This is a genomic window from Sphingomonas sp. TF3 (genome assembly GCF_003985085.1).
Classification (GTDB): Bacteria; Pseudomonadota; Alphaproteobacteria; order Sphingomonadales; family Sphingomonadaceae; genus Sphingomonas.
The window spans coordinates 18507-39456 of sequence record NZ_RWKS01000014.1; the positions used below are offsets into that span (position 1 = coordinate 18507).

17 protein-coding genes and 1 pseudogene are annotated in these 20950 nt (G+C 64.3%); 17 read left to right on the plus strand and 1 reads right to left on the minus strand.

From position 1 onward, the window contains the following. The first annotated feature begins 9 nt into the window (after positions 1-9). From EJC47_RS13465 to EJC47_RS13480, 4 genes are read left to right on the plus strand one after another with little or no spacing between them, the layout of a single operon-like run. Complete coding sequence (locus tag EJC47_RS13465; protein ID WP_126848409.1) at positions 10-1008, plus strand: 4-hydroxyproline epimerase; 999 nt, start codon at positions 10-12, stop codon at positions 1006-1008. A gap of 32 nt (positions 1009-1040) precedes the next feature. Beyond that, the gene (locus EJC47_RS13470) at positions 1041-1697 is read left to right on the plus strand and encodes a GntR family transcriptional regulator (protein WP_033963409.1); all 657 of its coding nucleotides are present in this window, start codon (positions 1041-1043) and stop codon (positions 1695-1697) included. A 21-nt stretch (positions 1698-1718) separates the two neighbouring features. Continuing rightward, positions 1719-3131 (plus strand): amino acid permease, encoded by a 1413-nt coding sequence (locus tag EJC47_RS13475; protein WP_126848411.1) that lies wholly within the window; start codon positions 1719-1721, stop codon positions 3129-3131. A gap of 20 nt (positions 3132-3151) precedes the next feature. Further along, positions 3152-4705 (plus strand): glycoside hydrolase family 27 protein, encoded by a 1554-nt coding sequence (locus EJC47_RS13480; RefSeq protein WP_126848527.1) that lies wholly within the window; start codon positions 3152-3154, stop codon positions 4703-4705. 247 nt (positions 4706-4952) lie between these two features. Here EJC47_RS13480 and EJC47_RS13485 read toward each other — a convergent pair whose 3' ends face one another. Continuing rightward, positions 4953-8102 (minus strand): TonB-dependent receptor, encoded by a 3150-nt coding sequence (locus EJC47_RS13485; protein WP_126848413.1) that lies wholly within the window; start codon positions 8100-8102, stop codon positions 4953-4955. A 222-nt stretch (positions 8103-8324) separates the two neighbouring features. Here EJC47_RS13485 and EJC47_RS13490 point away from each other — a divergent pair, with 222 nt between their 5' ends. The 13 genes and pseudogenes from EJC47_RS13490 to EJC47_RS13550 all read left to right on the plus strand — a co-directional run bounded on the left by EJC47_RS13490 (position 8325) and on the right by EJC47_RS13550 (position 20916). Then, complete coding sequence (locus EJC47_RS13490; protein ID WP_260591580.1) at positions 8325-9071, plus strand: FadR/GntR family transcriptional regulator; 747 nt, start codon at positions 8325-8327, stop codon at positions 9069-9071. A gap of 283 nt (positions 9072-9354) precedes the next feature. Beyond that, positions 9355-10566, plus strand: a complete 1212-nt coding sequence (manD, locus tag EJC47_RS13495; RefSeq protein ID WP_126848415.1) for a D-mannonate dehydratase ManD — start codon at positions 9355-9357, stop codon at positions 10564-10566. Next, the gene (locus tag EJC47_RS13500; protein WP_126848417.1) at positions 10563-11834 is read left to right on the plus strand and encodes an MFS transporter; all 1272 of its coding nucleotides are present in this window, start codon (positions 10563-10565) and stop codon (positions 11832-11834) included. Before manD ends, EJC47_RS13500 begins: the two co-directional genes overlap by 4 nt. 35 nt (positions 11835-11869) lie before the next feature. Beyond that, positions 11870-13090, plus strand: coding sequence for an SGNH/GDSL hydrolase family protein (locus EJC47_RS13505; RefSeq protein WP_126848419.1), 1221 nt, complete (start codon positions 11870-11872; stop codon positions 13088-13090). A 67-nt stretch (positions 13091-13157) separates the two neighbouring features. Continuing rightward, the gene (locus EJC47_RS13510; RefSeq protein WP_126848421.1) at positions 13158-13493 is read left to right on the plus strand and encodes a hypothetical protein; all 336 of its coding nucleotides are present in this window, start codon (positions 13158-13160) and stop codon (positions 13491-13493) included. Between the two features lie 55 nt (positions 13494-13548). Further along, complete coding sequence (locus EJC47_RS13515; RefSeq protein WP_126848423.1) at positions 13549-16182, plus strand: glycosyl hydrolase 115 family protein; 2634 nt, start codon at positions 13549-13551, stop codon at positions 16180-16182. Positions 16183-16332: 150 nt separating this feature from the next. Continuing rightward, positions 16333-16410 (plus strand): annotated as a pseudogene (locus tag EJC47_RS13520) (integrase core domain-containing protein); the annotation flags it as partial. A 156-nt stretch (positions 16411-16566) separates the two neighbouring features. Then, the gene (locus EJC47_RS13525) at positions 16567-17208 is read left to right on the plus strand and encodes a hypothetical protein (protein ID WP_126848425.1); all 642 of its coding nucleotides are present in this window, start codon (positions 16567-16569) and stop codon (positions 17206-17208) included. 37 nt (positions 17209-17245) lie between these two features. Continuing rightward, positions 17246-17668, plus strand: coding sequence for a DUF6152 family protein (locus tag EJC47_RS13530; RefSeq protein ID WP_126848427.1), 423 nt, complete (start codon positions 17246-17248; stop codon positions 17666-17668). A 4-nt stretch (positions 17669-17672) separates the two neighbouring features. Next, the gene (locus tag EJC47_RS13535; RefSeq protein ID WP_126848430.1) at positions 17673-18167 is read left to right on the plus strand and encodes a DUF6644 family protein; all 495 of its coding nucleotides are present in this window, start codon (positions 17673-17675) and stop codon (positions 18165-18167) included. Positions 18168-18183: 16 nt separating this feature from the next. Continuing rightward, the gene (locus EJC47_RS13540; protein ID WP_126848432.1) at positions 18184-18648 is read left to right on the plus strand and encodes a DUF6644 family protein; all 465 of its coding nucleotides are present in this window, start codon (positions 18184-18186) and stop codon (positions 18646-18648) included. A gap of 37 nt (positions 18649-18685) precedes the next feature. Beyond that, a complete protein-coding gene (locus EJC47_RS13545) occupies positions 18686-19588 on the plus strand; it encodes a hypothetical protein (RefSeq protein ID WP_033963428.1) in 903 nt (300 codons plus the stop codon). A 68-nt stretch (positions 19589-19656) separates the two neighbouring features. Continuing rightward, entirely contained in the window at positions 19657-20916 is a 1260-nt protein-coding gene (locus EJC47_RS13550; protein ID WP_126848434.1) for a dipeptidase, read from the plus strand. The last annotated feature ends 34 nt before the right edge of the window (positions 20917-20950 follow it).

The window sequence follows — 20950 nt, forward strand, 5'->3', positions numbered from 1 at the left end:
AGGTAGAACGTGCGGCACACTTTCTTCTGCATCGATGGCCACACCGCCGGGAATCCGGTTCGTCTGGTGGCGGGTGGCGCACCGTTGCTGAAAGGCGACAGCATGTCGGCGCGGCGGCAGGATTTTCTGTCGCGTTTCGACTGGATCCGCACGGGGCTGTGCTTCGAGCCGCGCGGGCACGATATGATGTCGGGCGGTTTCCTCTATCCTCCGACCAAGCCCGATGCCGATATCGGGATCCTGTTCATCGAGACATCGGGGTGCTTGCCGATGTGCGGGCATGGCACCATCGGCATGGTCACGTTCGGGCTCGAACATGGGCTGATCCAGCCCGCGACCCCTGGCGAATTGCGGATCGAGGTGCCGGCCGGGGTGATCGACGTGCGCTACACGACCGACGGCGATAAGGTGACGGCGGTGACCATCACCAACGTCCCTGCCTATGTCGCGCAGCGCGGCATCGCGGTCGATGTCGAGGGGATCGGCCCACTGACGATCGACGTCGCTTATGGCGGCAATTTCTACGCGATCATCGAGCCGCAGGGGGCCTATACCGGGCTTGATGCGCTCGGCGCGGCGCGGCTGGTCGAGCTGAGCGGGCGCATTCGCGAAGCGGTGCGCGCGCAATACGAGCCCGTCCATCCGCTCGACCCGACGATCCGCGGCGTCAGCCACATCTTGTGGGCCGACGCGCCGCTCGCCAACGACGCCGACGGTCGCAACGCGGTCTTCTATGGGGACAAGGCGATCGATCGATCGCCGTGCGGCACGGGCACCTCGGCGCGGCTGGCACACCTGGCTGCGACAGGGCGGCTGAAGGTGGGGGACCGCTTCGTACACGAAAGCTATATCGGCAGCCGCTTCATCGGTCGCGTTGAAGCGGATACCATGCTTGGCGATCTGCCGGCGATTATCCCGTCGATCGAAGGATCGGCGATCGCCACCGGATTTAATACGATCTGGATTGATCGTGCCGATCACTTCTGGGAAGGTTTCCAGGTTAAATGAGCAAACCCGCCGTTTCTCCGGAGCACGCCCGCATGAGCATCGTCGTTCGCACTTTATCGGAACGCGTATTCGAGATCGTCCGCGAGCAAATCGTCACTGGGCAGTTGCCGCACGATTTGCCGATCCGCCAGGATGCGCTGGCGGCCGAGTTGGGGGTCAGCAAGATCCCGCTGCGCGAGGCGCTGGCGCGGCTCGAGCAGGAAGGGCTGCTGACCAGCCAGGCCAATCGCGGCTATTTCGTCCAGCCGATGTCGAGCGCCCAAGCCGAGGAAATCTTCGAGCTGCGGCTAGCGGTCGAGCCGGTTGCGGCGGCGCGTGCCGCGCGCGTCGCCACCGAAGCCGACCGCCGGGCGGCGATCGAAAGCTTCGAGCGGCTCGATCAAGCTGCGGAAGGAAATCTCGCCGAGGTGGCGATCCGCAATCGCGACTTCCACACAGCCCTCGTCCGCCCGGGGGATCGTATCCTGACCACGCAGGTGGTCGAACGTCTCACGATCCTCGCCGAGCGGTATGTCATCGCGCATCTGGCACCGGCCGGCCGCGACGAACGCGCACATGTCGAGCATCGCGGGCTGCTTGATGCCTGGCTGGCGCGCGACGAAACCACTATCGAGTCGATGCTGAGCGAGCATATCGCGGCCACGCTCGACGATCTGCGCATTGAGTTTGCGGCAGCCGCCGCGACCTGATTCATCATTCCAGGAGAGGTCATGTTCGGACCACGTAAGCCGCTCGACAGCGTTACGAGTCACCCCAAGAACGCGCGCCTCGCCAAAACGTTAAGTTGGCCGCATCTGATCGCGCTGGGGGTCGGCGCTATCGTCGGCACGGGTATCTACACCTTGGTCGGCGTTGGGGCCGAGCGCGCCGGCCCGGCGGTGATCCTCGCCTTCGTCATCTGCGGGCTCGTATGCGGATGTGCCGCCTTGGCCTATGCCGAGCTCGCGACGATGATCCCTGCGGCGGGCAGCGCCTATACGTTCAGTTATGCCGCGCTCGGCGAAGGCATCGCCTGGATCGTCGGCTGGAGCTTGATCCTCGAATATTCGCTCGCCTGCTCGACCGTGGCGGTGGGCTGGTCGGGCTATCTGGTCGGTTGGATCGAGTCCGCAGGCGTGCATCTGCCGCACGCGCTGCTGGTCGGGCCGCATGGCGGCGGCATCGTCAATTTGCCAGCGGTCGCGGTGGCACTCGCCGTGATGGGCATGTTGATCGCGGGAACGCGCGAAAGCGCGACGCTCAACATCATCCTGGTGGTAATCAAGCTAGTGGCGCTCGGCGTCTTCGTCGCCTTTGCCGCGCCCAATTTCCACACCGCCAACCTGCATCCGTTCATGCCCTATGGCTTCGGCAGCGACGGCAAGCATGGCGTGATGGCGGCGGCGGCGATCGTATTCTTCGCTTTCTACGGCTTCGATGCGGTCGCGACCTCGGCCGAGGAGACCAAGAACCCCGCGCGCGATCTCAAGATCGGCATCATCGGGTCGATGGTATTGTGCACGATCATCTATATGGCGGTGGCGATCGCTGCGGTCGGTGCGCTGCCGTTCACCGCGCTCGCCAATTCGCCCGAGCCGCTCGCTTTGGTGCTGCGCAATCTCGGGCAGCCGCTCGCGGCGCATCTCATCGCATTGGCCGCGATCATCGCGTTGCCCTCGGTTATCTTGGTGATGATGTACGGTCAAAGCCGCGTCTTCTTCGTGATGGCGCGCGATGGCTTGCTGCCGCGTCGCCTCGCGAAAGTCTCGCAGCGTACCGGCGCGCCGACGCTGATCACCGTGTTGACCGGCGTGACGATCGCGCTGGTCGCGGGGATATTCCGGCTCGACGAGATCGCCGAACTCGCCAATGCCGGGACCTTGCTCGCCTTTATTTCCGTTGGCGCGTGCCTGATGGTGCTGCGCCGCACCGCGGCCGATGCCAAGCGGTTGTTCCGCGCACCCGCCCCCTATGTGGTCGGCACGCTGACGATCATCGGCTGCCTGTATCTGATGGTCAGCCTGCCACCGATGACGTTGGTGCGTTTCGCGGGCTGGAACGTGATCGGCCTGGTCATCTACTTCGCCTACAGCCGACAGCATAGCGACGTGACGGCGCGCGCGGCATCGGTCGCGGCGCTTTGAGCGTGCGACCATGGCGGCACATGGTCGCGGGTGCGGTAGCGTGGCTGGGAATGCTGCTCGCCGGATCGCCAGCCGTCGCGCACCCGCTCAGCTGCACCCCGGCGCAGGGGGCCTATGACATCGCGTTCGTGTTCCCCGGCGCACCGGCCAACCCCGGCATCCGCATGCTCGAGCTGCACCGCGCCGCCGACGGGAGCGTGTCGGGCTGGGTGACGTCGGACTGGTATGGCCGAATGACGATGCAGCAGATCGTCGTGACGCCGACGCTGCTCAGTTTCGACATGCGCAATCTCAACACGCCGGGTGTGCCCATCCGTCATTGGCGCGCGCGCGTTCGCGGGCAGAGCGTGCTGCTCGACGGTGGCATCTGGGAGTCGACGGTCGCTCTGACCGGGCACCGCGCCACCGCTGCCGAACGCACCGCGCTGACGTTCCACGAAACCACGCTGCCGGCGCTCGGTACGCTTGCGCCCGACGGCCTCGCTTTGACCCCGCCAATGGGGTGGAGCAGCTGGAACAAGTTCGCCGACAAGATCGACGACACCACGATCCGCGCGATCGCCGATGCGATGGTCTCGACCGGATTGCGCGATGCGGGCTACACCTACGTCAATATCGACGATGGCTGGCAAGGCGGGCGCGGGCCCGACGGGCAGATCCGGCCTAACGCCAAATTCCCCGACATGAAGGCCCTGGCCGACTATGTTCACGCGCGCGGGCTGAAGCTTGGCCTCTATTCGTCGCCCGGGCCACGCACCTGCGCCGGCTATGAAGGGAGCTACGGTCATGTCCAACAGGACGCGAACACCTTCGCAGGCTGGGGCGTCGACTATCTCAAATACGATCTATGCTCCGGCGAATATTTCTACGCCGATGCCGACACCGTTCAGCGCAGCTATTACGAAATGGGCGTTGCGCTCCGCGCGACCGGGCGACCGATCGTCTATTCCCTGTGCGAATATGGGCGGTTCCATGTCGGCAGCTGGGGCAGGGCGGTCGGCGGTCATCTGTGGCGCACGACGGGCGATATCACCGACGATTATGCGACGATGGCCCGGATCGGTTTCGAGAAGAATGGCGATCCAGGCGACGCCGGTCCGGGCGGGTGGAACGACCCCGACATGCTCGAAATCGGCAATGGCGGCATGTCCGAAAGCGCGTATCGCACGCATATGACCCTGTGGGCGATGTCGGCCGCGCCACTGATGATGGGCCACGATGTCCGCACGACGAGCGAGGCGGCGAAACGGCTGCTTGAAAACCGCGGTGTGATCGCCATCGATCAGGATGTCAGGGGTGTGCAGGGCAAGGCGGTGCGCAAGGATGGCGGCTCGGAAATCTGGCTCAAGCCGCTGGCAGGTGGGGCATATGCGATCGCATTGTTCAATCGTGCCGATGCGCCCGTTACCCTGACGTTACGCCCGGCCGATATCGGGTTGGAGTCGTTCACGGCGATGCGCGACGTCTGGACGGGGGTTGCGCTCGACCCGCAGGTCTCGACCTTCACGGTTCCCGCCAACGATGTGGTACTGCTGCAAGTTCGCGGGGATGCGATGGCCCGGCGACCCGTATAACAGGGTAAAGTTGGCGAACAGCGTCATCAGGTCGATCACGGGTAAAGTGTAACACCGTCCGGTGCGGGTGCTGCCAACAAAACGCACCCATACCTAGCCGTTTCACATCCGCTGGTTGCCCCAACCGCTTTGCCCGGTTGTCCAGGCTGGCGGGTATCGAGGCGCAGATCGACTAAAAGCGCCAGCCCGCCTGCGAAAAAATGGCGGGAGCGGCCGCGCCGCTCCCGCTAAGGGTCCCGAGGGGGGATTAGAAAGTACCGCGCAACCCGACCAGAACCTGTCGACCCGGCTTATACTGGGTGAAGGTGTCGTTGCTGAACTGGAAATAGGATTTCAACGTCGCATCGGTGAAGTTCGCGACGTTTACCGTCAGTTGCGGCAGATTTTTGATGCCGAAGATCTTGTCGAGATCGAATGCCGACGAGAAATCGTACGACGTATAGTCATTGTTGAACAACGCCGCAGCCGGAATGCCGTTCTGCGCGGCACCGCTGCTTTGCGAACCACGGCGGGACGTCGTCGAGACGCGCAACATCACGCCATGCTTCTCGTAATAGCCGGTGATATTGTAGGTGAAGGGAGCGACGCCATAAGCGATCGCGGCACCCTTGCTCGTCTGGTCGACGACCGTCGCGTTGGCGTTGAAGCCGAAGCCGGTCACGCCGATGTGCTTGGTCAGGAAATCGAGCGGCTGGACCCACTGGAATTCGAGGCCGTTGATCGTCAATTTGTCGGGCACGTTGGTCTGCGACGTAAGCTGAACCTGCGCCTGGGTCGGGCCGCCGCGCGAATTGAGCGCGATTTGCTGCGTCGGGTTCAGCGTGTCGTAGGTGATGCCATATTGCGCCAGGAAGCTGAACGGCACCGTCGTGATATTGGTGGTGGTGAAGCCGGTGATCGACTTGCGGAAGGCATTGACGCTGATCACCCCTTCACGACCGGTATAATATTCGAAGCCGAGGTCGAGATTGGTCGACAGATAGGGTTTGAGCGCGGGATTGCCGATCGTTGCCTGGTCGGCCGAGGGTGCGCCGAAGTTGACGCCGGGCAGCTGCGCCGAGGGATCGGGCCGGGTCATGGTGCGCGACCCGGCGACACGGACGACGGCATGCGCGCCAATGTCGTAAGCGAAGGTCGCGGCGGGCAGCCAGTTGCGATATTCGTTGCGCGTGGTCACGCTCGTCGAGATGTTCGGATACCGGCTGCCATCGGGCAGCGAGGCACCGCCGGCGAGCGTGTTGCGCGGATCCGGCAGCGACACCGTCCCCGTGATCGTCTGGATCGTATCGACGAAGCGCAGGCCGGCATTGAAGCGCAGCGTGTTGCCGCCAAGCTCCTGCGACCCATTCAGCGTTGCGAAGGCCGACTTGACGACCTCGCGAATATAGCCGCCGCTTGCGCCGGTGTTTGCCCCGCCCGAGGCGGGCTCGTTATCGTGGAACTGCTGATAATTGGTCGCATTGGCGAATTTCGGGAAGTCGACCGTTACGAAGCCGGCCGGCCCCGGGATCAGATAGCTTGGAAACGCGCTATTGGGGACGAGCGAGCCGCCATAGCTGACGGTGCCGGTCTGCCCGGCGGTCGCGCCGGTGCCGTAGCCGGGATAGGTCGGGTAGCCTGCAGGAGCCGCGCCGGGCGAATTGATCCCTGCGCATGGCGGCTGGCTGTTGGGCGACCCCACAAAGATGTTGGGATTGTTGCCGCAGACCGCATTCTGCCACGCCTGGCTGTTGTCGAAGCCCTGGATCAGGCGGGAGACGTCGTCATAATCACCGCCGACCTTGAGGTTCAGCTTGGGGCCGCCCCAGGTCAGATCGGCGCGCGCGCCCTTGGTCTTGTTGATGCGCCGCTCGTCCTGGATGTTGACGCGGGAGCCGGCGTTCCAGCCGAAGTTCGCCGGATTGTTGAGATCGATGTTAGGCGTGATCACCGGGCCGTTATCGGTGTTGGCGTAGGTGACCGTCGTGCCCACGCCAAGCGGCGTGGTCGCGCCGACCGTCGGGCTTTCGCGGTGGAAGGTCGAACGCGAGTAATTGCCCTGCGCCGTCAGCTTGAGCGTGTCCGAGATTTCCCATTCGCCGCCCGGATTGACGCTGAACAGCTTGGTCGTCTCGATATAGGGGCGGAATTCGTCGAAGAACTGGGCGTTGGCAAAGGTGCCGCCGGTGACCGAGCAGCCTGCGCTGCAATCGGCCTTGTCGAACGTCATGTTGAGCGGAATGATGGCGCTATTGCGCACGATCCACGCCATATCCTCGCGGATCAGATTGTTATGCTTATAGCCATACAGGCTATCGACATAGAAATGCAGCGTGTCGCTCGGTCGCCATTCCACGCTGACGATCGCGTTGACACGGTCGCGCGTTCCGCGCTCGTCGGAAGTCCGCCCCAATCGCGGTAGCAACGCGTTATCGATCTGCTGGATGGTGGCACCGGGATTGTGCGCCAGGAGGAAGGCCTGGTCGATGACAGTCCCCGCCACCAGACCGCCGCCCGCGCCTGTCGGCACGACCGAGGGAATCGTCCAGTTGCCGCCGCCGGTGCTGTTGCAACCGGTCGCTGCGCCGCACTGCGCGGCGGTCAGCGCCGGATTGGTATAGCCGATCGTCTCAAAGCCGCGTGTATCGGTGAATGAGCGCTGGCCGGACAAACCGGCGAGGATGCCGATCGTGTCGTTGTGCCAGCTGCTGATCAGCGAGCCGCGCACGCCGATCCGGTTGGCATCGCCTTGCTGCGACCCTTGCACATTGTACGCCAGGTAATTTTTGGCGCGGTCGAACGGCCGGGCGGAACGCAGATCGACATTGCCTGCGGCACCGCCTTCGAGCAGATCGGCGGTATAGCTCTTGTTGACCGTCAGCTTGGTGAAGAGATCGGTTGGGAAAAAGCTGAGGTCGACCGAGCGATCGGTACCCTGAGCGTCGGTCGCACCCGAGGACGCAACCGCGATCGGCGCGCCGTTCAACGTCACGTTGGTGAAATTGGAACCAAGCCCGCGGATGGCGACATTGGTGCCTTCGCCCGTAATGTCGCGCGTGATCGTCACGCCGGAAATGCGATTGAACGATTCGGCGATGTTGGTGTCGGGGAACTTGCCAATGTCCTCGGCGAAGATCGCATCGGTAAAGCCGGTCGACGCACGCTTGGCATTCGTCGAGAGCGCCAGGCTGTTGCGATAGCCGGTCACTACGATGTCGTCGGTGGGTGCTGTATCGGGCAAGGTTTCTTGCGGCGAAGCGCTCGATTGCACGGCTGCAGGCGGGGAAGCCTGCTCGCCAGAGCGTGGCGGAACAGCTGTGGACTGCGCGAACGCGTCCTGGGCGCAAAGGCCTGAAAGAATGGTTGCCCCAAGAAGCGCGCCCCGTGTCAGGCGTGCGGCACCGGTGAGAAAGCTCATGTCAGATCCCCTTCCTAATTATGCACGCGCCACGTTTTCCAGCGCTATGATTGCGCTACCATTTGGCCTGACAGGCAGTGTCTGTCAAACACAAAAAAGACAAGCTGTAAGGCCAATCGATCAGATAATTGCGCTGCGGGCATTGCTGCGGCATGCTGCGCGGAGGGTGCTCACCGCTCGTGTTGCGGGGATATGATGCGCCGTAGGGCAACCGGAAGGACGATGGGGAAATTGAAGACCGTACGTCTCTACGCGGAAATCGCTCGGCAGATTGGCGGGCAAATTCTTGCTGACCATTATCCGATGGGCACACGTCTTCCCTCGGAGCGCGAGCTCTCGGAGGCGTTCAACGTATCGCGGCCGACGATTCGCGAAGCGTTGATCGCGCTGGAGGTGGATGGGCTCGTCGACATCCGGATGGGGTCGGGGGTGTACGTTTCTGCGAAGACCCCGCGCGGCGGCAAATTCTCGGCGATCGGGGTGGGGCCGTTCGAGCTTCTGGAGGCGCGCCGCGCTATCGAGGGCGAGGCCTGCGCGATCGCCGCCACGCGCGTCGATGCGCATGACATCAAGGAACTCAAAACGCTTTTCGATAATCTGGTGGCTGCGGGCGAAGATGTTGAAAAAGCCGAGACGTTCGATCACCAGTTTCACATCAGCATCGCCAGAGCCACTCGCAACAGTGCGATTTCCGGCGCGGTCGAGGCGCTGTGGCAGGCCCGGCTGCGTTCGCCGCAGGAGAAAGCGATGTCTCAAAAGGCGCATCGCGCCGGGGTCGGGCCGCGAATCGACGAACATTTTGCAATCTTTGAGGCGCTCGCGGCACGCGACCCGGATTTGGCACGCGGGGCGATGCGGGCGCATCTCGACAAGGTGCTCGCCGCTCTGATCCAGGCGACCGAGGTCCAAGAGATTGCCGAGTTGGACGCGAGTCTCACGGCGCGGCGGCAGAGATTCGGCCTGGCATAGTCTCTCGTCCGGGCGGCGCGGGGGTGTGGGGTTCCGCTAAACCTGCCTGACAGACATCATTGACAAGATGGCGCTCAGGCGATCATGGTAGCGCTATCGTAAAGAGGCCGCCGCAGAGCGTCCATCGCTTCGTCGAAGCGACCGACAGGAAGGATGCCATGACCGGACACGCCAGTCCTCGCGCGACACGCCCCTGCTGCGATCGCATGATCGGCGCGGCGAAGGTCATGCCGACCTGATCGCTGCCATACCTTATTCCTTCCCACCCGCTCGGAAAGACCCCATGCCCCAGATTATCGATGCCAAGGTGATCGTCACTTGCCCTGGCCGCAATTTTGTGACGCTCAAGATCGAGACTGAGAACGGCGTTTACGGCCTTGGCGACGCCACGCTCAACGGGCGCGAGCTTTCGGTCGCGAGCTATTTGACCGATCATGTCATTCCCTTGCTGATCGGGCGCGATGCTCACCGGATCGAGGACATCTGGCAGTATCTCTACAAGGGTGCCTATTGGCGGCGCGGGCCCGTGACGATGAGCGCGATCGCCGCAGTCGACACCGCCTTGTGGGACATTAAGGGCAAGCTCGCCGGGCTCCCGCTCTATCAATTGCTCGGCGGCGCGAGTCGCGACGGCGTGATGGTCTATGGCCATGCCAATGGCGTCTCGATCGACGAGACGGTCGAGGTCGCACGCGATTATCAGCGGCAGGGGTATAAGGCGATTCGGCTGCAATGCGGCGTGCCGGGGCTGCCCTCTACTTACGGCGTGTCGAAGGACAAGATGTTCTACGAACCTGCCGATGCCGATCTGCCGACCGAGAATCTGTGGTCGACCGAGAAATATCTGCGCGTCGTGCCCGAGCTGTTCAAGGCGGCGCGCGCGGCGCTCGGTTGGGACGTGCATCTGTTACACGACATCCACCACCGCCTGACGCCGATCGAGGCGGGTCGTTTGGGCAAGGATCTCGAGCCGTATCGCCCGTTCTGGCTCGAGGATGCGACGCCTGCCGAGAATCAGGACGCGTTCCGCCTGATCCGCCAGCACACCACTACGCCGCTTGCAGTGGGGGAGATCTTCAACTCGATCTGGGACGCCAAGCATCTGATTGAGAACCAGCTGATCGACTATATCCGCGCGACCGTCGTCCATGCCGGCGGCATCACGCATCTGCGTCGGATCGCGGCGCTCGCTGATCTTTACCAGATCCGCACCGGCTGCCACGGCGCGACCGATCTGTCGCCAGTGTGCATGGCGGCGGCGCTCCATTTCGATCTGTCGGTGCCCAATTTCGGCGTGCAGGAATATATGCGGCACACCCCCGAGACCGACGCGGTGTTCCCGCATGCCTATAGCTTCGAGCGCGGGATGATGCATCCGGGTGAGAAACCGGGCCTTGGCGTCGAGCTCGACGAAGTGCTCGCTGCGCAATATCCTTACAAGCGCGCCTACCTGCCGGTGAACCGTCTCGAAGACGGCACGATGTATAACTGGTGACCGCTGAGCGGCGACCGCGCGGTAACGTCCGCTGGGTCATCTGCGGCCTGCTGTTCGCCGCGGTCGTGCTCAGCTACGTCGATCGTCTTGTCCTGCCGGTGCTGAAACCCAGCCTGCAGGCGCAATATGGCTGGAGCGAGCAAGGCTATGCCAATCTCGCAATCTGGTTCCAGGGTGCTTACGGCCTCGCTTATGTGCTGTTCGGTCGGCTGGTCGACCGCGTCGGTGCGCGGATCGGCTATGCGCTGGCGGTGACCTTATGGACGATCGGCCACGTCGCGCACGTGCTGTTCACCGGTACGCTCGGCATGGCATTCGCGCGGGTGCCGCTCGCGATCGGCGAGGCGGGAGCGTTTCCCGCAGCCCTCGCCGCGACGGGCGAATGGTTCCCAAAATCCGAGCGCGCACTGGCGATCGGCATCTTCAACGCCGGGTCGAACGTCGGTGCGATCGTCACCCCACTGGTCGTACCGGTGATCGCGGTGAGCTTTGGCTGGCGGATGGCGTTCATTGCCACCGGCGCGCTGACGATCCTGTGGCTGATCGCCTGGCTCGGCTTCTATCGCCGCCCGCACGACCATGCCGCAGTCTCGGCCGAGGAACTCGCCTGGATCGAACGCGAGCCCGCCGAGCGTGCGCGGCCGATCGCGTGGCGCAAGCTGCTTGGGCTGCGCCAGACCTGGGCCTATATGCTCGGGCGCTTCCTGATCGACCCAGTGTGGTGGACCTTCCTGTTCTGGCTGCCCGATTTCTTCAACCGGCAATATCATGTGAAGATGCTCGACTTCGGGCCGCCGTTGGTCGCCGTGTATTTGCTCGCCGATGTCGGTTCGATCGGCGGCGGCTGGCTGTCGTCGCGGCTGCTGTCGCGCGGCTGGGCCACGGGCCGCGCGCGCAAGACCGCGATGTTCGTCTGCGCCCTGTTCGCGCTGCCGATCGCCTTTGCCGCGCACGCCCCCAATCTGTGGGTCGCGGTGCTGCTGATCGGCTTGGCCTGCGCCGCACATCAGGGCTTTTCGGCCAACGTCTACGCGTTGCCGGGCGACCTGTTCCCGCGCGGGCGTGCCGGATCGGTGATCGGGCTCGGCGGCCTGACCGGGGCGCTGGGCGGGATGATCATGGCGAAGTTTGCGGGAACGATCCTGGCAACGCTCGGCAGCTACCAGCCGATTTTCCTCGTCGCATCCTGCGCCTATCTTGTCGCGCTCGGCGTGATCCACCTGCTCGTGCCGCGTTACGGGCCGGTGGCGCCCGAGCAAATCGCATGACGCGCCGTGCCGCCATCCAGACGGGAGACTTGCCGATGATCCTTCGTTCTCTGGCCACGATGCTGGCGCTCGCCGCCCCTGCGTTGGCGAGCGCCGCAACCGGCCACCCCTGTGCGGCGCAATGGCATGCGAGTTGGGCATCGTCGCAAAAGGAGCCGGACCAGGCGGATACCGGGATCGCCGCCAAATTGCGCGATGCGACGCTGCGTCAGACGGTGCGCCTTTCAGGGGGCGGCGCACGGCTGCGTGTCCACCTCTCCAACCTCGTGGGGACGGCCCCGCTCACGATCGACTCCGTGCATCTCGGTTTGGCCGAGGCGAGTGGTTCGGCGCGTGTCCGTGCCGGCAGCGATCACACGCTGTCGTTCGGCGGGCGCGCGCAGGTGACGATCCCCGCCGGTGCCGAATATGTGTCGGATCCGATCGCGTTTCCGGTTCCCGATCGCGCGACGCTGTCGATCAGCCTCCATCTGCCGCAGGCCCCGAGCGGGGTGACCGGCCATCCCGGTTCGCGCACGAGCAGCTACATCGCCGCCGGCAACCATGCTGCTGATGCGACGCTCACCGGCGAACGTGTCGAGCATTGGTATCTCGTATCGGGCGTCGATGTCGCGGGATGTGGTGGCACGATCGTCGCGCTCGGCGATTCGATCACCGACGGGCACGGCGCGACCACCGATGGCGACGATCGCTGGACCGACGTGCTCGCCGCGCGCTTGCCGGCGGGCGCGGGCCTGTCGATCGTCAATCAGGGCATCGGCGGCAATCGCGTGTTGCGCGACGGGCTCGGGCCCAACGCGCTCGCGCGGCTCGACCGCGATGTTCTGGCGCAGCCGGGCGTGCGCTATCTGATCGTACTCGAGGGGGTCAACGATCTCGGCGTGCTGACGCGCGACCATCCCGTCCCGGAGGCCGAGCATGCAGCACTCGTCGCCGATCTCGAGCAAGGCTATCGCCAAATCGTCGCACGCGCGCACGATCGCGGGATCAAGGTGATCGGCGCGACGATCCTGCCATTCGGCGGATCGGCTTATTATCATCCCGGCGCACCCGGCGAGGCAGACCGCGTCGCGATCAACCGCTGGATCCGCAGCGCCGGGGTGTTCGACGCGGTGGTCGATTTCGATGCGGTCATGCGCGATCCGTCGCGTCCCGAGCGTCTCGCGCCGGCGTTCGATTCGGGCGATGGTCTGCACCCATCCCCGGCAGGCTATGCGCGGATGGGGCAGGCGGTCCCGATCGCGCTTTTCCGATGAGCCCATATGGGCGCGGGCTGGGCCAATCTCTGTCCTACCTGGCCCCAGTGCGCTTGCGGGTAGCCTGATGGGCTCTCCGCTCGCTGCCGCGCTCCAGATAGACCGCCGCGGGCCCTGCTTCGACATCGCGGTGCCATGCGGATCGCGGGCGCGGCCCTGCGATCATGCGATGCGCGACGGGGCCAAGGGGCAGGTGCCGGAGTTCGGGGAAGACGCCTGGCATCGGCGCGGGCCGTACCACATGGCAATGGTCGACGCCTCGGCCGCGCGCGGCGTGGACGGCGACAACAGTTTCGATGCCTCCGATGCCGTGCATCCGGTGCGCTTCAGTGGCGCGCAGGATGGCGGGCGGCTCGCCTTCGATCTGTCGGCGAGATCGATCGTGGTTGGACAGGTGCAATGAGGCGGAGCGGCGGGGCATGTCTCTCGGCGGCGTCGGACGAAATTCGGAGAGCAAGATGAGCGGCTATTCACTTCCGGCGCTGTCCCGCCGCACATTGCTGGCTAGCGCAGGGTGGGGGGCGGCACTCGGTGCGCTTGCGGTGCCATCGCTCGCAGCGCCCATGGCGGATGCGGCACCGGACCCGCTTACTGCATTCCGCCTGATTGCCGATTCAAAGCCTGCGACGGTCTACGTGGATGCTGATGCCGACAGCGCGGTCCGGCGTGTCGCCGCCAGCTTTGCGGACGATCTCGGGCGCGTGAGCGGGAGCCGCGCGGCGCTGATCGAAGGTCGGATCGTGGATGTTCGCGGGCCTGTCGTGATCATCGGCGTTATCGGCCAGAGCCCAGTGATCGACCAACTCGTTCGCGCCGGCCGCATCGAAGCGGCCGATCTACGCGGCGAGTGGGAAGCTTTCCGCCAGATCGTCGTCGATGACCCGATGCCCGGCGTGGCGCGCGCGCTGGTGATCGTCGGCGCGGACCGGCGTGGCGCGGTGTTCGGCACCTACGATCTCTCCGCGCGGATCGGCGTGTCGCCATGGCATTGGTTCGCCGATGTACCGGTGCGCCGCCAGCGCGAGATCCTTATCCCCGCGGGCAGTCGCCGCGATCAGCCCAAGGTCAAATATCGCGGCTTCTTCATCAATGACGAGGACCCGTGCCTGTCCGGCTGGGCGATCAGGACATTCGGTGGCGTGAACGCGGCCATGTATGCGCACGTGTTCGAGTTGCTGTTGCGCATGAAGGGCAATTATCTGTGGCCCGCAATGTGGGGCAAGGCGTTCGCGGACGACGACCCCGCGAGCATGGTCCTGGCCGATGCGATGGGCGTGGTCATGGGCAATTCGCACCATGAGCCGATGCTGCGGGCGCAAGCGGAGTGGCACCGCCACCAGGACCAGGGCATCACCGGCGGACCCTGGGATTATACCAAGAACGGCGATCATCTGCGCGCCTTCTGGCGCGGTGGTATCGAACGCATGACGTCGAAAGGGGGCGGCAAGGCCTATGAGTCCGTGGTCACCGTCGGCATGCGCGGCGATGGCGACGAGGCGATGGCCGAGGGCACCGCGACCGGGCTGTTGGAACAGGTCGTCGCCGACCAGCGCCGGATCATCGCCGAGGTTACCGGCAAACCAGCCAGCGCGACACCGCAGGTCTGGGCGCTCTACAAGGAAGTGCAGGACTATTACGACCACGGCATGAAGGTGCCGGACGACGTGACGCTGCTGTTCTCCGACGACAATTGGGGCCAGCTCCGTCGGCTGCCCGATCCAGCCGCGCCGCCGCGGTCGGGCGGCTATGGCATCTATTATCACTTCGATTATGTCGGCGGCCCGCGCAATTACAAATGGATCAACACCAATCAGATCGAAAAGGTCTGGCAGCAGATGGACCTTGCCTACCGGCACGATGTCCGCACGATCTGGATCGCCAATGTCGGCGATATCAAGCCGATGGAATACCCGCTCGCTTTCTTTCTGGCGCAGGCGTGGAACCCGGAGGCGATGACGCCCGAGGCGCTCGCCGCCTATCCGCGCGCATGGGCCACCGCAACGTTCGGGCCGGAGCAGGCCGGCGCGATCGGCGAGATGATAACAGCATACAGCCAGTATACTGCCCGCCGCAAACCCGAACTGATCGACCAGACCAGCTTTCCGTTGGGCGGGGCAACCCCGGCGGGGCTCGACGGTGGCGAATTCGGCGCGATGGTTGCAGAATGGGACGCGCTGGAAGCGCGCATGCTGGCGGTGCGAGACCGGTTGCAGTCCGATCAACGCGACGCATATTACCAGCTTATCGAATATCCGATCGCCGCAATGGCGAACCTCTACCGCATGTATTACGGCACCGCTTGGAATCGTCTGCTCGGATCTAAAAATGATTCGCGCGCCAACCACTTCGCCGATCAAGTCGAAGCCGCGTTCCATCGCGACGGCGAACTGGTGCAGCGGTACCACAGCATCAACGGCGGCAAGTGGAACGGCATGATGGCGCAGGTTCACATGAACTACGTCATCTGGAACGACCCGACACAGCAGACCATGCCAAGCATCGTCCGCGTCGGTGCCGATACGCCGAAAGATCGTCGACAGCCGGTCCCCAAATTCATCGCGCGCGCGCCCGCGCCGCCTGGAATCGTTGCGATCGAAGCCACGGCGTTCAGCCGCGTGCGCGACGGAAAGGGCTTGCGTTGGACACCGGTCGCGCATCTCGGCCGTACCGACGGTGCGATGATTGCTCTCCCGCAGGGGCACCCCGCTACCGACGCGGAGGACAGCGTCTTTCTGGAATATGATATCGTGGTGCAACAGGCCGGGCCCGCGACCTTAGCGCTGTATCTGGTGCCGACCCTTGACGTCGCCGGGCATCACGGCGCGCGGATCGGGGTGTCGATCGACAATCGGCCGGTCCAGATTTTGCGTGCATCGCTCGAAGCAACGGGCGGCGATCAAAATTCGGAGGCGAAGAAACGTTGGGCCGACGCAGTGTGCAATAATGTCCTGCGGCTTTCCACTGGTCTCGGGGAGCTCGGAGTCGGTCGTCACACAATCAAAGTCTGGCGGTTCGATGATAACATGGTCGTTCAGAAGCTGGTGCTGGCGACGGTAACTGAACCACTATCGTATCTCGGGCCTGTGTCATGATATTCGTGGCGTCGGGAGTGGCTGTCGCCTGTTAGAGCGGCTTAGTGGGCTCGAAGTTGCAGCCCGCTTGCGGAAAGTTTTCACCGAGAGAATTTCGACGAGGTGGACGCTTTGCGATCGTTCGCAACTGAGGTCGGCTGACCCTGGCGCAAGCCGCTGCAGAACGGCTTCGTCGAAAGCTTTAATGGTCGCGCGCGCGACGGGTGCCTGAACGGACAGCTGTTCCGGGCCGACTACCGTGCACCCGCATAGCAGCTTGGCGTCTGGAAGGGCCGGATTGTCCGGGATGGACCAGATCCACCGGTCCCGATTATTCATACTCGACAGATAGGAATTGAAATTCGTAATCGAGGAGGCGGCGGGTGCAAGGGGAGGGCGCATTCTGTGCTGATCGAGTATCAAGAAGCCCACTCCGGCTATGGGCAGCGGTTGGGCCTGCTGGCCCTTGGCGTGTGGCTCTCGGGCGCTGCCTTCCTGGTTGGCGTGCTCGCCGTCGAGGGCGCGTCGGCGGGTAACGCGGCACCCATCACCATTCAGTCTACGATGGATTCGGCGATCGACCCATCTGCCGATGCGTTGTGGGCGTCGGTCGGTACCGTCGAGACGCAGCGTGGCACGGCGCAGCGCGCGCCCCAATCGGCCGCCGAATGGGGCAGGCTTCTGGGGCATGCGCAGACGTTGATTACGGGCGCGCGCCAGCTCCAGCGTCCGGGCCTGGCTGTGGGGGGCGATGGGCATAGTCCGCTCGCAGACGCGTCGGTCCCGGGTACACGCACGGCGGTCCAGATTCGTGCCGACATCGATCGCGACCCGGCGCGGTTTGTCCGTGCCGCCCAACGGCTGGAGGCGGGCGGTCGGCAGGCCTTGGCCGCGATCACCGCACGCAACCCCGAGCGCCTGATCGCTGCCGGTGCGGCTATCGATGCGGCGTGCGAGGCCTGCCATGCCGCCTATTGGTATCCGCGCGGGAAGCCGCTGTCCTTGCCCCCCGTCGATCGCTTCGATGCGGTCGCTGGTCGTCCGTGATCGTCCTTCCTTTTTCTCGTTTTGCAGGAGGCTTATCATGACCCTATCGAAGACACGCTTCGTATTGGCGGCGACCCTAGGGCTTGCCGCGGTGCCCGCCACCGCGCACCATTCCTTTTCCGCCGAATTTGACGGATCCAAGCCCGTTCGCCTGACCGGCAAGATCACGAAGATCGAATGGACCAATCCGCACTCCTATTTTTACCTTGAGGTAAAGGGGCGCAACGGCGTCGTTTCGACCTGGGCGTGCGAGGGCGGCGGCCCCGGTGCGTTGTCGCGGCGCGGCTGGAAAAAGGGCGACGTGAAGATCGGCGACACTTTGGTGGTCGATGGCTATCTGGCCAAGGACGGATCCCATACGATCGACGCGCGGCGCGTGCTGCTGCCGAGCGGCCGCTCGATCTACGGCGGGACGCCCGGCGATGGCGGTCCGGGCGACGGCGATCCGCGCAACGGCTGAGGCGATGTCGTCTGTCCTCGCCTTTTGCCAGTGGTTGCATGACCTGCCGATTTCGCGCGCGCTGAGCGAGTCGGATTGGGCGTTTCCCATCGTCGAAAGCGTGCATGTGCTGGCATTGACGCTGATGGTGGGGACGGTCGCCCTCGTCGATCTGCGATTGCTGGGCATTGCCTTGCGGCGGGAGCAGGTTTCGGTGGTGGCGGGGCAATTGTTACCGCTGACGTGGATCGGCTTTGCCGTGATGGCGCTCAGCGGGGCGGCCTTGTTCGCGTCGGAAGCGGTGCGCCTGGCCGGCAGTGTGGCGTTCCAGTTGAAGCTGGTGCTGTTGCTGCTGGCCGGGGCCAACCTGGTGGTCTTCCATTTTACCGCATATCGGCATGTGGCGACGTGGGACCGGGGAACCGCCACGCCGCGCGGCGCGAGGATCTCTGCCGCCGTCTCGCTCCTGCTGTGGTCCGGAATCGTCGTCTGCGGTCGCATGATCGCCTACTTCCATTGATCGGGGTGGCCGGGTCATGATCCATTCGCTTTTCCTGTGGCTCGGCCAGACCGGGCTGGGGACGTTTATGCGCGAATCCACCTGGGGGTTTGCGATCGTCGAGACGATCCATTTGCTGGGGCTCGCCGTGCTTGGCGGGGCGGTGCTGGTGGGGAATCTGACGTCAGGCCGGGTGCTGTTCCGCCGCAGCGATGGCGCGGCGATCGTCGCTGCCGTTCGACCGGTGTTTCTGGCCGCGTTGGCGGGCATGCTTGTGTCGGGCGTGTTGCTCGTCGCCTCCAAGCCCAACCGCTATTATCTCGACGACACGTTCCGCACGAAGATGGTGTTGCTGCTGCTCGCGGTCCTGTCGTCCTTCGTTGTCCAGCGCCTCGCGTTCCGGACCGGTCATTCGCCCGCGCTGATCCGGTTGCTCGCCCCGATTTCGTTGTTGCTGTGGCTGGGGGTGGGCGTGTGCGGGCGCATCATTGGCTTCCTCTGAAACCCGTTCGTCCGCCTGCTCTTTTGAGGGGATTTCCATGAAACGCATTGTCCGCCGCTTGCCCTATCTGGCGTTGCTCGCCAGCCTGGCGTCGCCCGTGATGGCGCAGGATTCGCCCCGCCACAGCGCGCCCTCGCCCGAGGTCGAAGGAGACGGTGCGTCGCTCCGCGGCGAGGAGCCGACCGGCGCACCGCAGCCGGCCCCGCGGGATGCGGCCGGGCACCCCGATTTGACCGGCTATTGGAAGCCGGTGCCCGAAAAGGGTAAGCCGGGTGGCAATATCGGCAAGGATTTGCCCGGCTTCAAACTACCGCTGACAGCGGCGGGCGAGGCGGCGCTGCAGCACAATCTGACCAAGACGATCGACCCCGAGGCTCTGTGTATCCTCGGCGGTATTCCGCGGCACGACGCCAGTGGTTTGCCCTTCGAGATTCTGCAAACGCCCAAGCGGCTGGCGTTTCTCTATCTCTATTCGACGCATCGCTTCATTCCCACGGACGGTCGCCAGCATGAGGTTGACCCCGAGCCACGCTTCTTCGGCAATCCAGTCGGCACCTGGGAAGGGGACACGCTTGTCATCGATTCGATCGGCTTCAAGGATGACAAGATCTGGATCGACGAAAACGCCAATCCGGCGAGCGGGGAGATGCACGCGGTCGAGCGTTGGACACGGCCCGATTTGCATCACATCCATCTGGACCTGCTGGTGGATGACAAGAAATTCTACACGCGGCCGTTCACCTTCGGTCGAACCTGGGTGTTGGGCAAGCCGGGTGAAGGGCTGACCGAATATTCCTGCGCCGAGAACAATGTCGACGCGGCGCATATCGGGCCGGGGCCGGGTGCTATTGGCGCGGATGGCAATCGTGGTGCAGATATCCCCAAGAAGCTGCCGGACAATCCGCCGCCGCCGGAATTTTATGAGGATCACAAGAAATGAAGGAGCGAAGGGGAGCGGCGTTAGGGCGAGCTCGCGGGGACAAGGGACGGTCGCGAGCGGGGGCTGGAATGCGCCATGCGGCAATTGGCGGCCTGTTGCTGACCCTGCTGGCGAGCAGCACGCTCACCGCCGCTCGCCAACGGGCCGTACCCAAGGCGGACCCCGCGCGCGCGATCCATGAGAAACTGATCGTGCTCGACACTCATTTCGACACGCCTGCCAATCTCGGACGGCCGGGATGGAGCATAACGGATCGCCACAGCGTCGGCGTCGATGGCGATCAGGTGGATTATCCCCGCATGGTCGAAGGCGGTGTGGATGGTGGTTTTTTCGCGATCTATACCCCGTCGGGACCGGCCACGCCCGAAGGCGACCGGGCGGCGCGCGACTTCGGCATCAGGCGGGCCGTGCAAATTCGCGAAATGATCGCCAAACATTCCGACGTGTTCGCGCTCGCGCTGACCGCTGACGATGCGATCCGGGCGGCCGCGCGCGGCAAGCGGTTTGTTTTCCTCAGCATGGAGAATGGATATCCGTTCGAGGGTGATCTCTCGCTGATGAAGACCTTTCGCGGGCTTGGCGTTACGATGATGGGGATTACCCATTTCAAGAACAACGCGCTCGGCGACAGCGCCACGGACACGCCGCAATGGCACGGCCTTTCCCCATTGGGGCGCGAAGCGGTGGCGGAGGCCAACCGGCTCGGCGTGGTGATCGATGTCTCGCATGCCTCGGACGAGGTGCTGCGGCAGACCGTCGCCTTGTCCAGGGCACCGATCATCCTGTCGCATTCGGGCCTGCGCGCAATCCACGACCATCCGCGCAATGTGTCGGACGCGGACGCGCTGCTCGTCGCGTCCAAGGGCGGAGTGATCCAAGTCAACGCCTATAGCGGTTATATGATTTCTCCTCCCGCCCCCAATCCCGGGCGTGACGCCGCGACCAAGGAACTGATGGCCGGGTACATGCGGATGGACACGCTGAGCGTGGCCGAGAAGCGCGCGCTGGTCGCCCGGCGCAAGGCGATCGAAGCGAAATTCCCCGCGCCGCGCGCCGATTTCGACATGTTCATGGCGCATCTGTTGCACGCGATAAAGCTGGTCGGAATCGATCATGTCGGGATCAGTGGCGATTTTGACGGGGGTGGCGGTGTCGATGGCCTCGACGACGTCACCGCTTATCCAAAGGTCACCGCAGCGTTGCTGAAGGCGGGCTATAGCCCGGCCGATATCGGCAAGGTGTGGGGTGGAAATGCGCTGCGCGTGCTGCGGGAGGCCCAGGCTTTGGCCGATCCCGCCGCTGTCCCCAAGGTGCCGGTAACGGGATAGGGCCTCGATGCCGCCGCGCCGCGCAGGGCGTGGT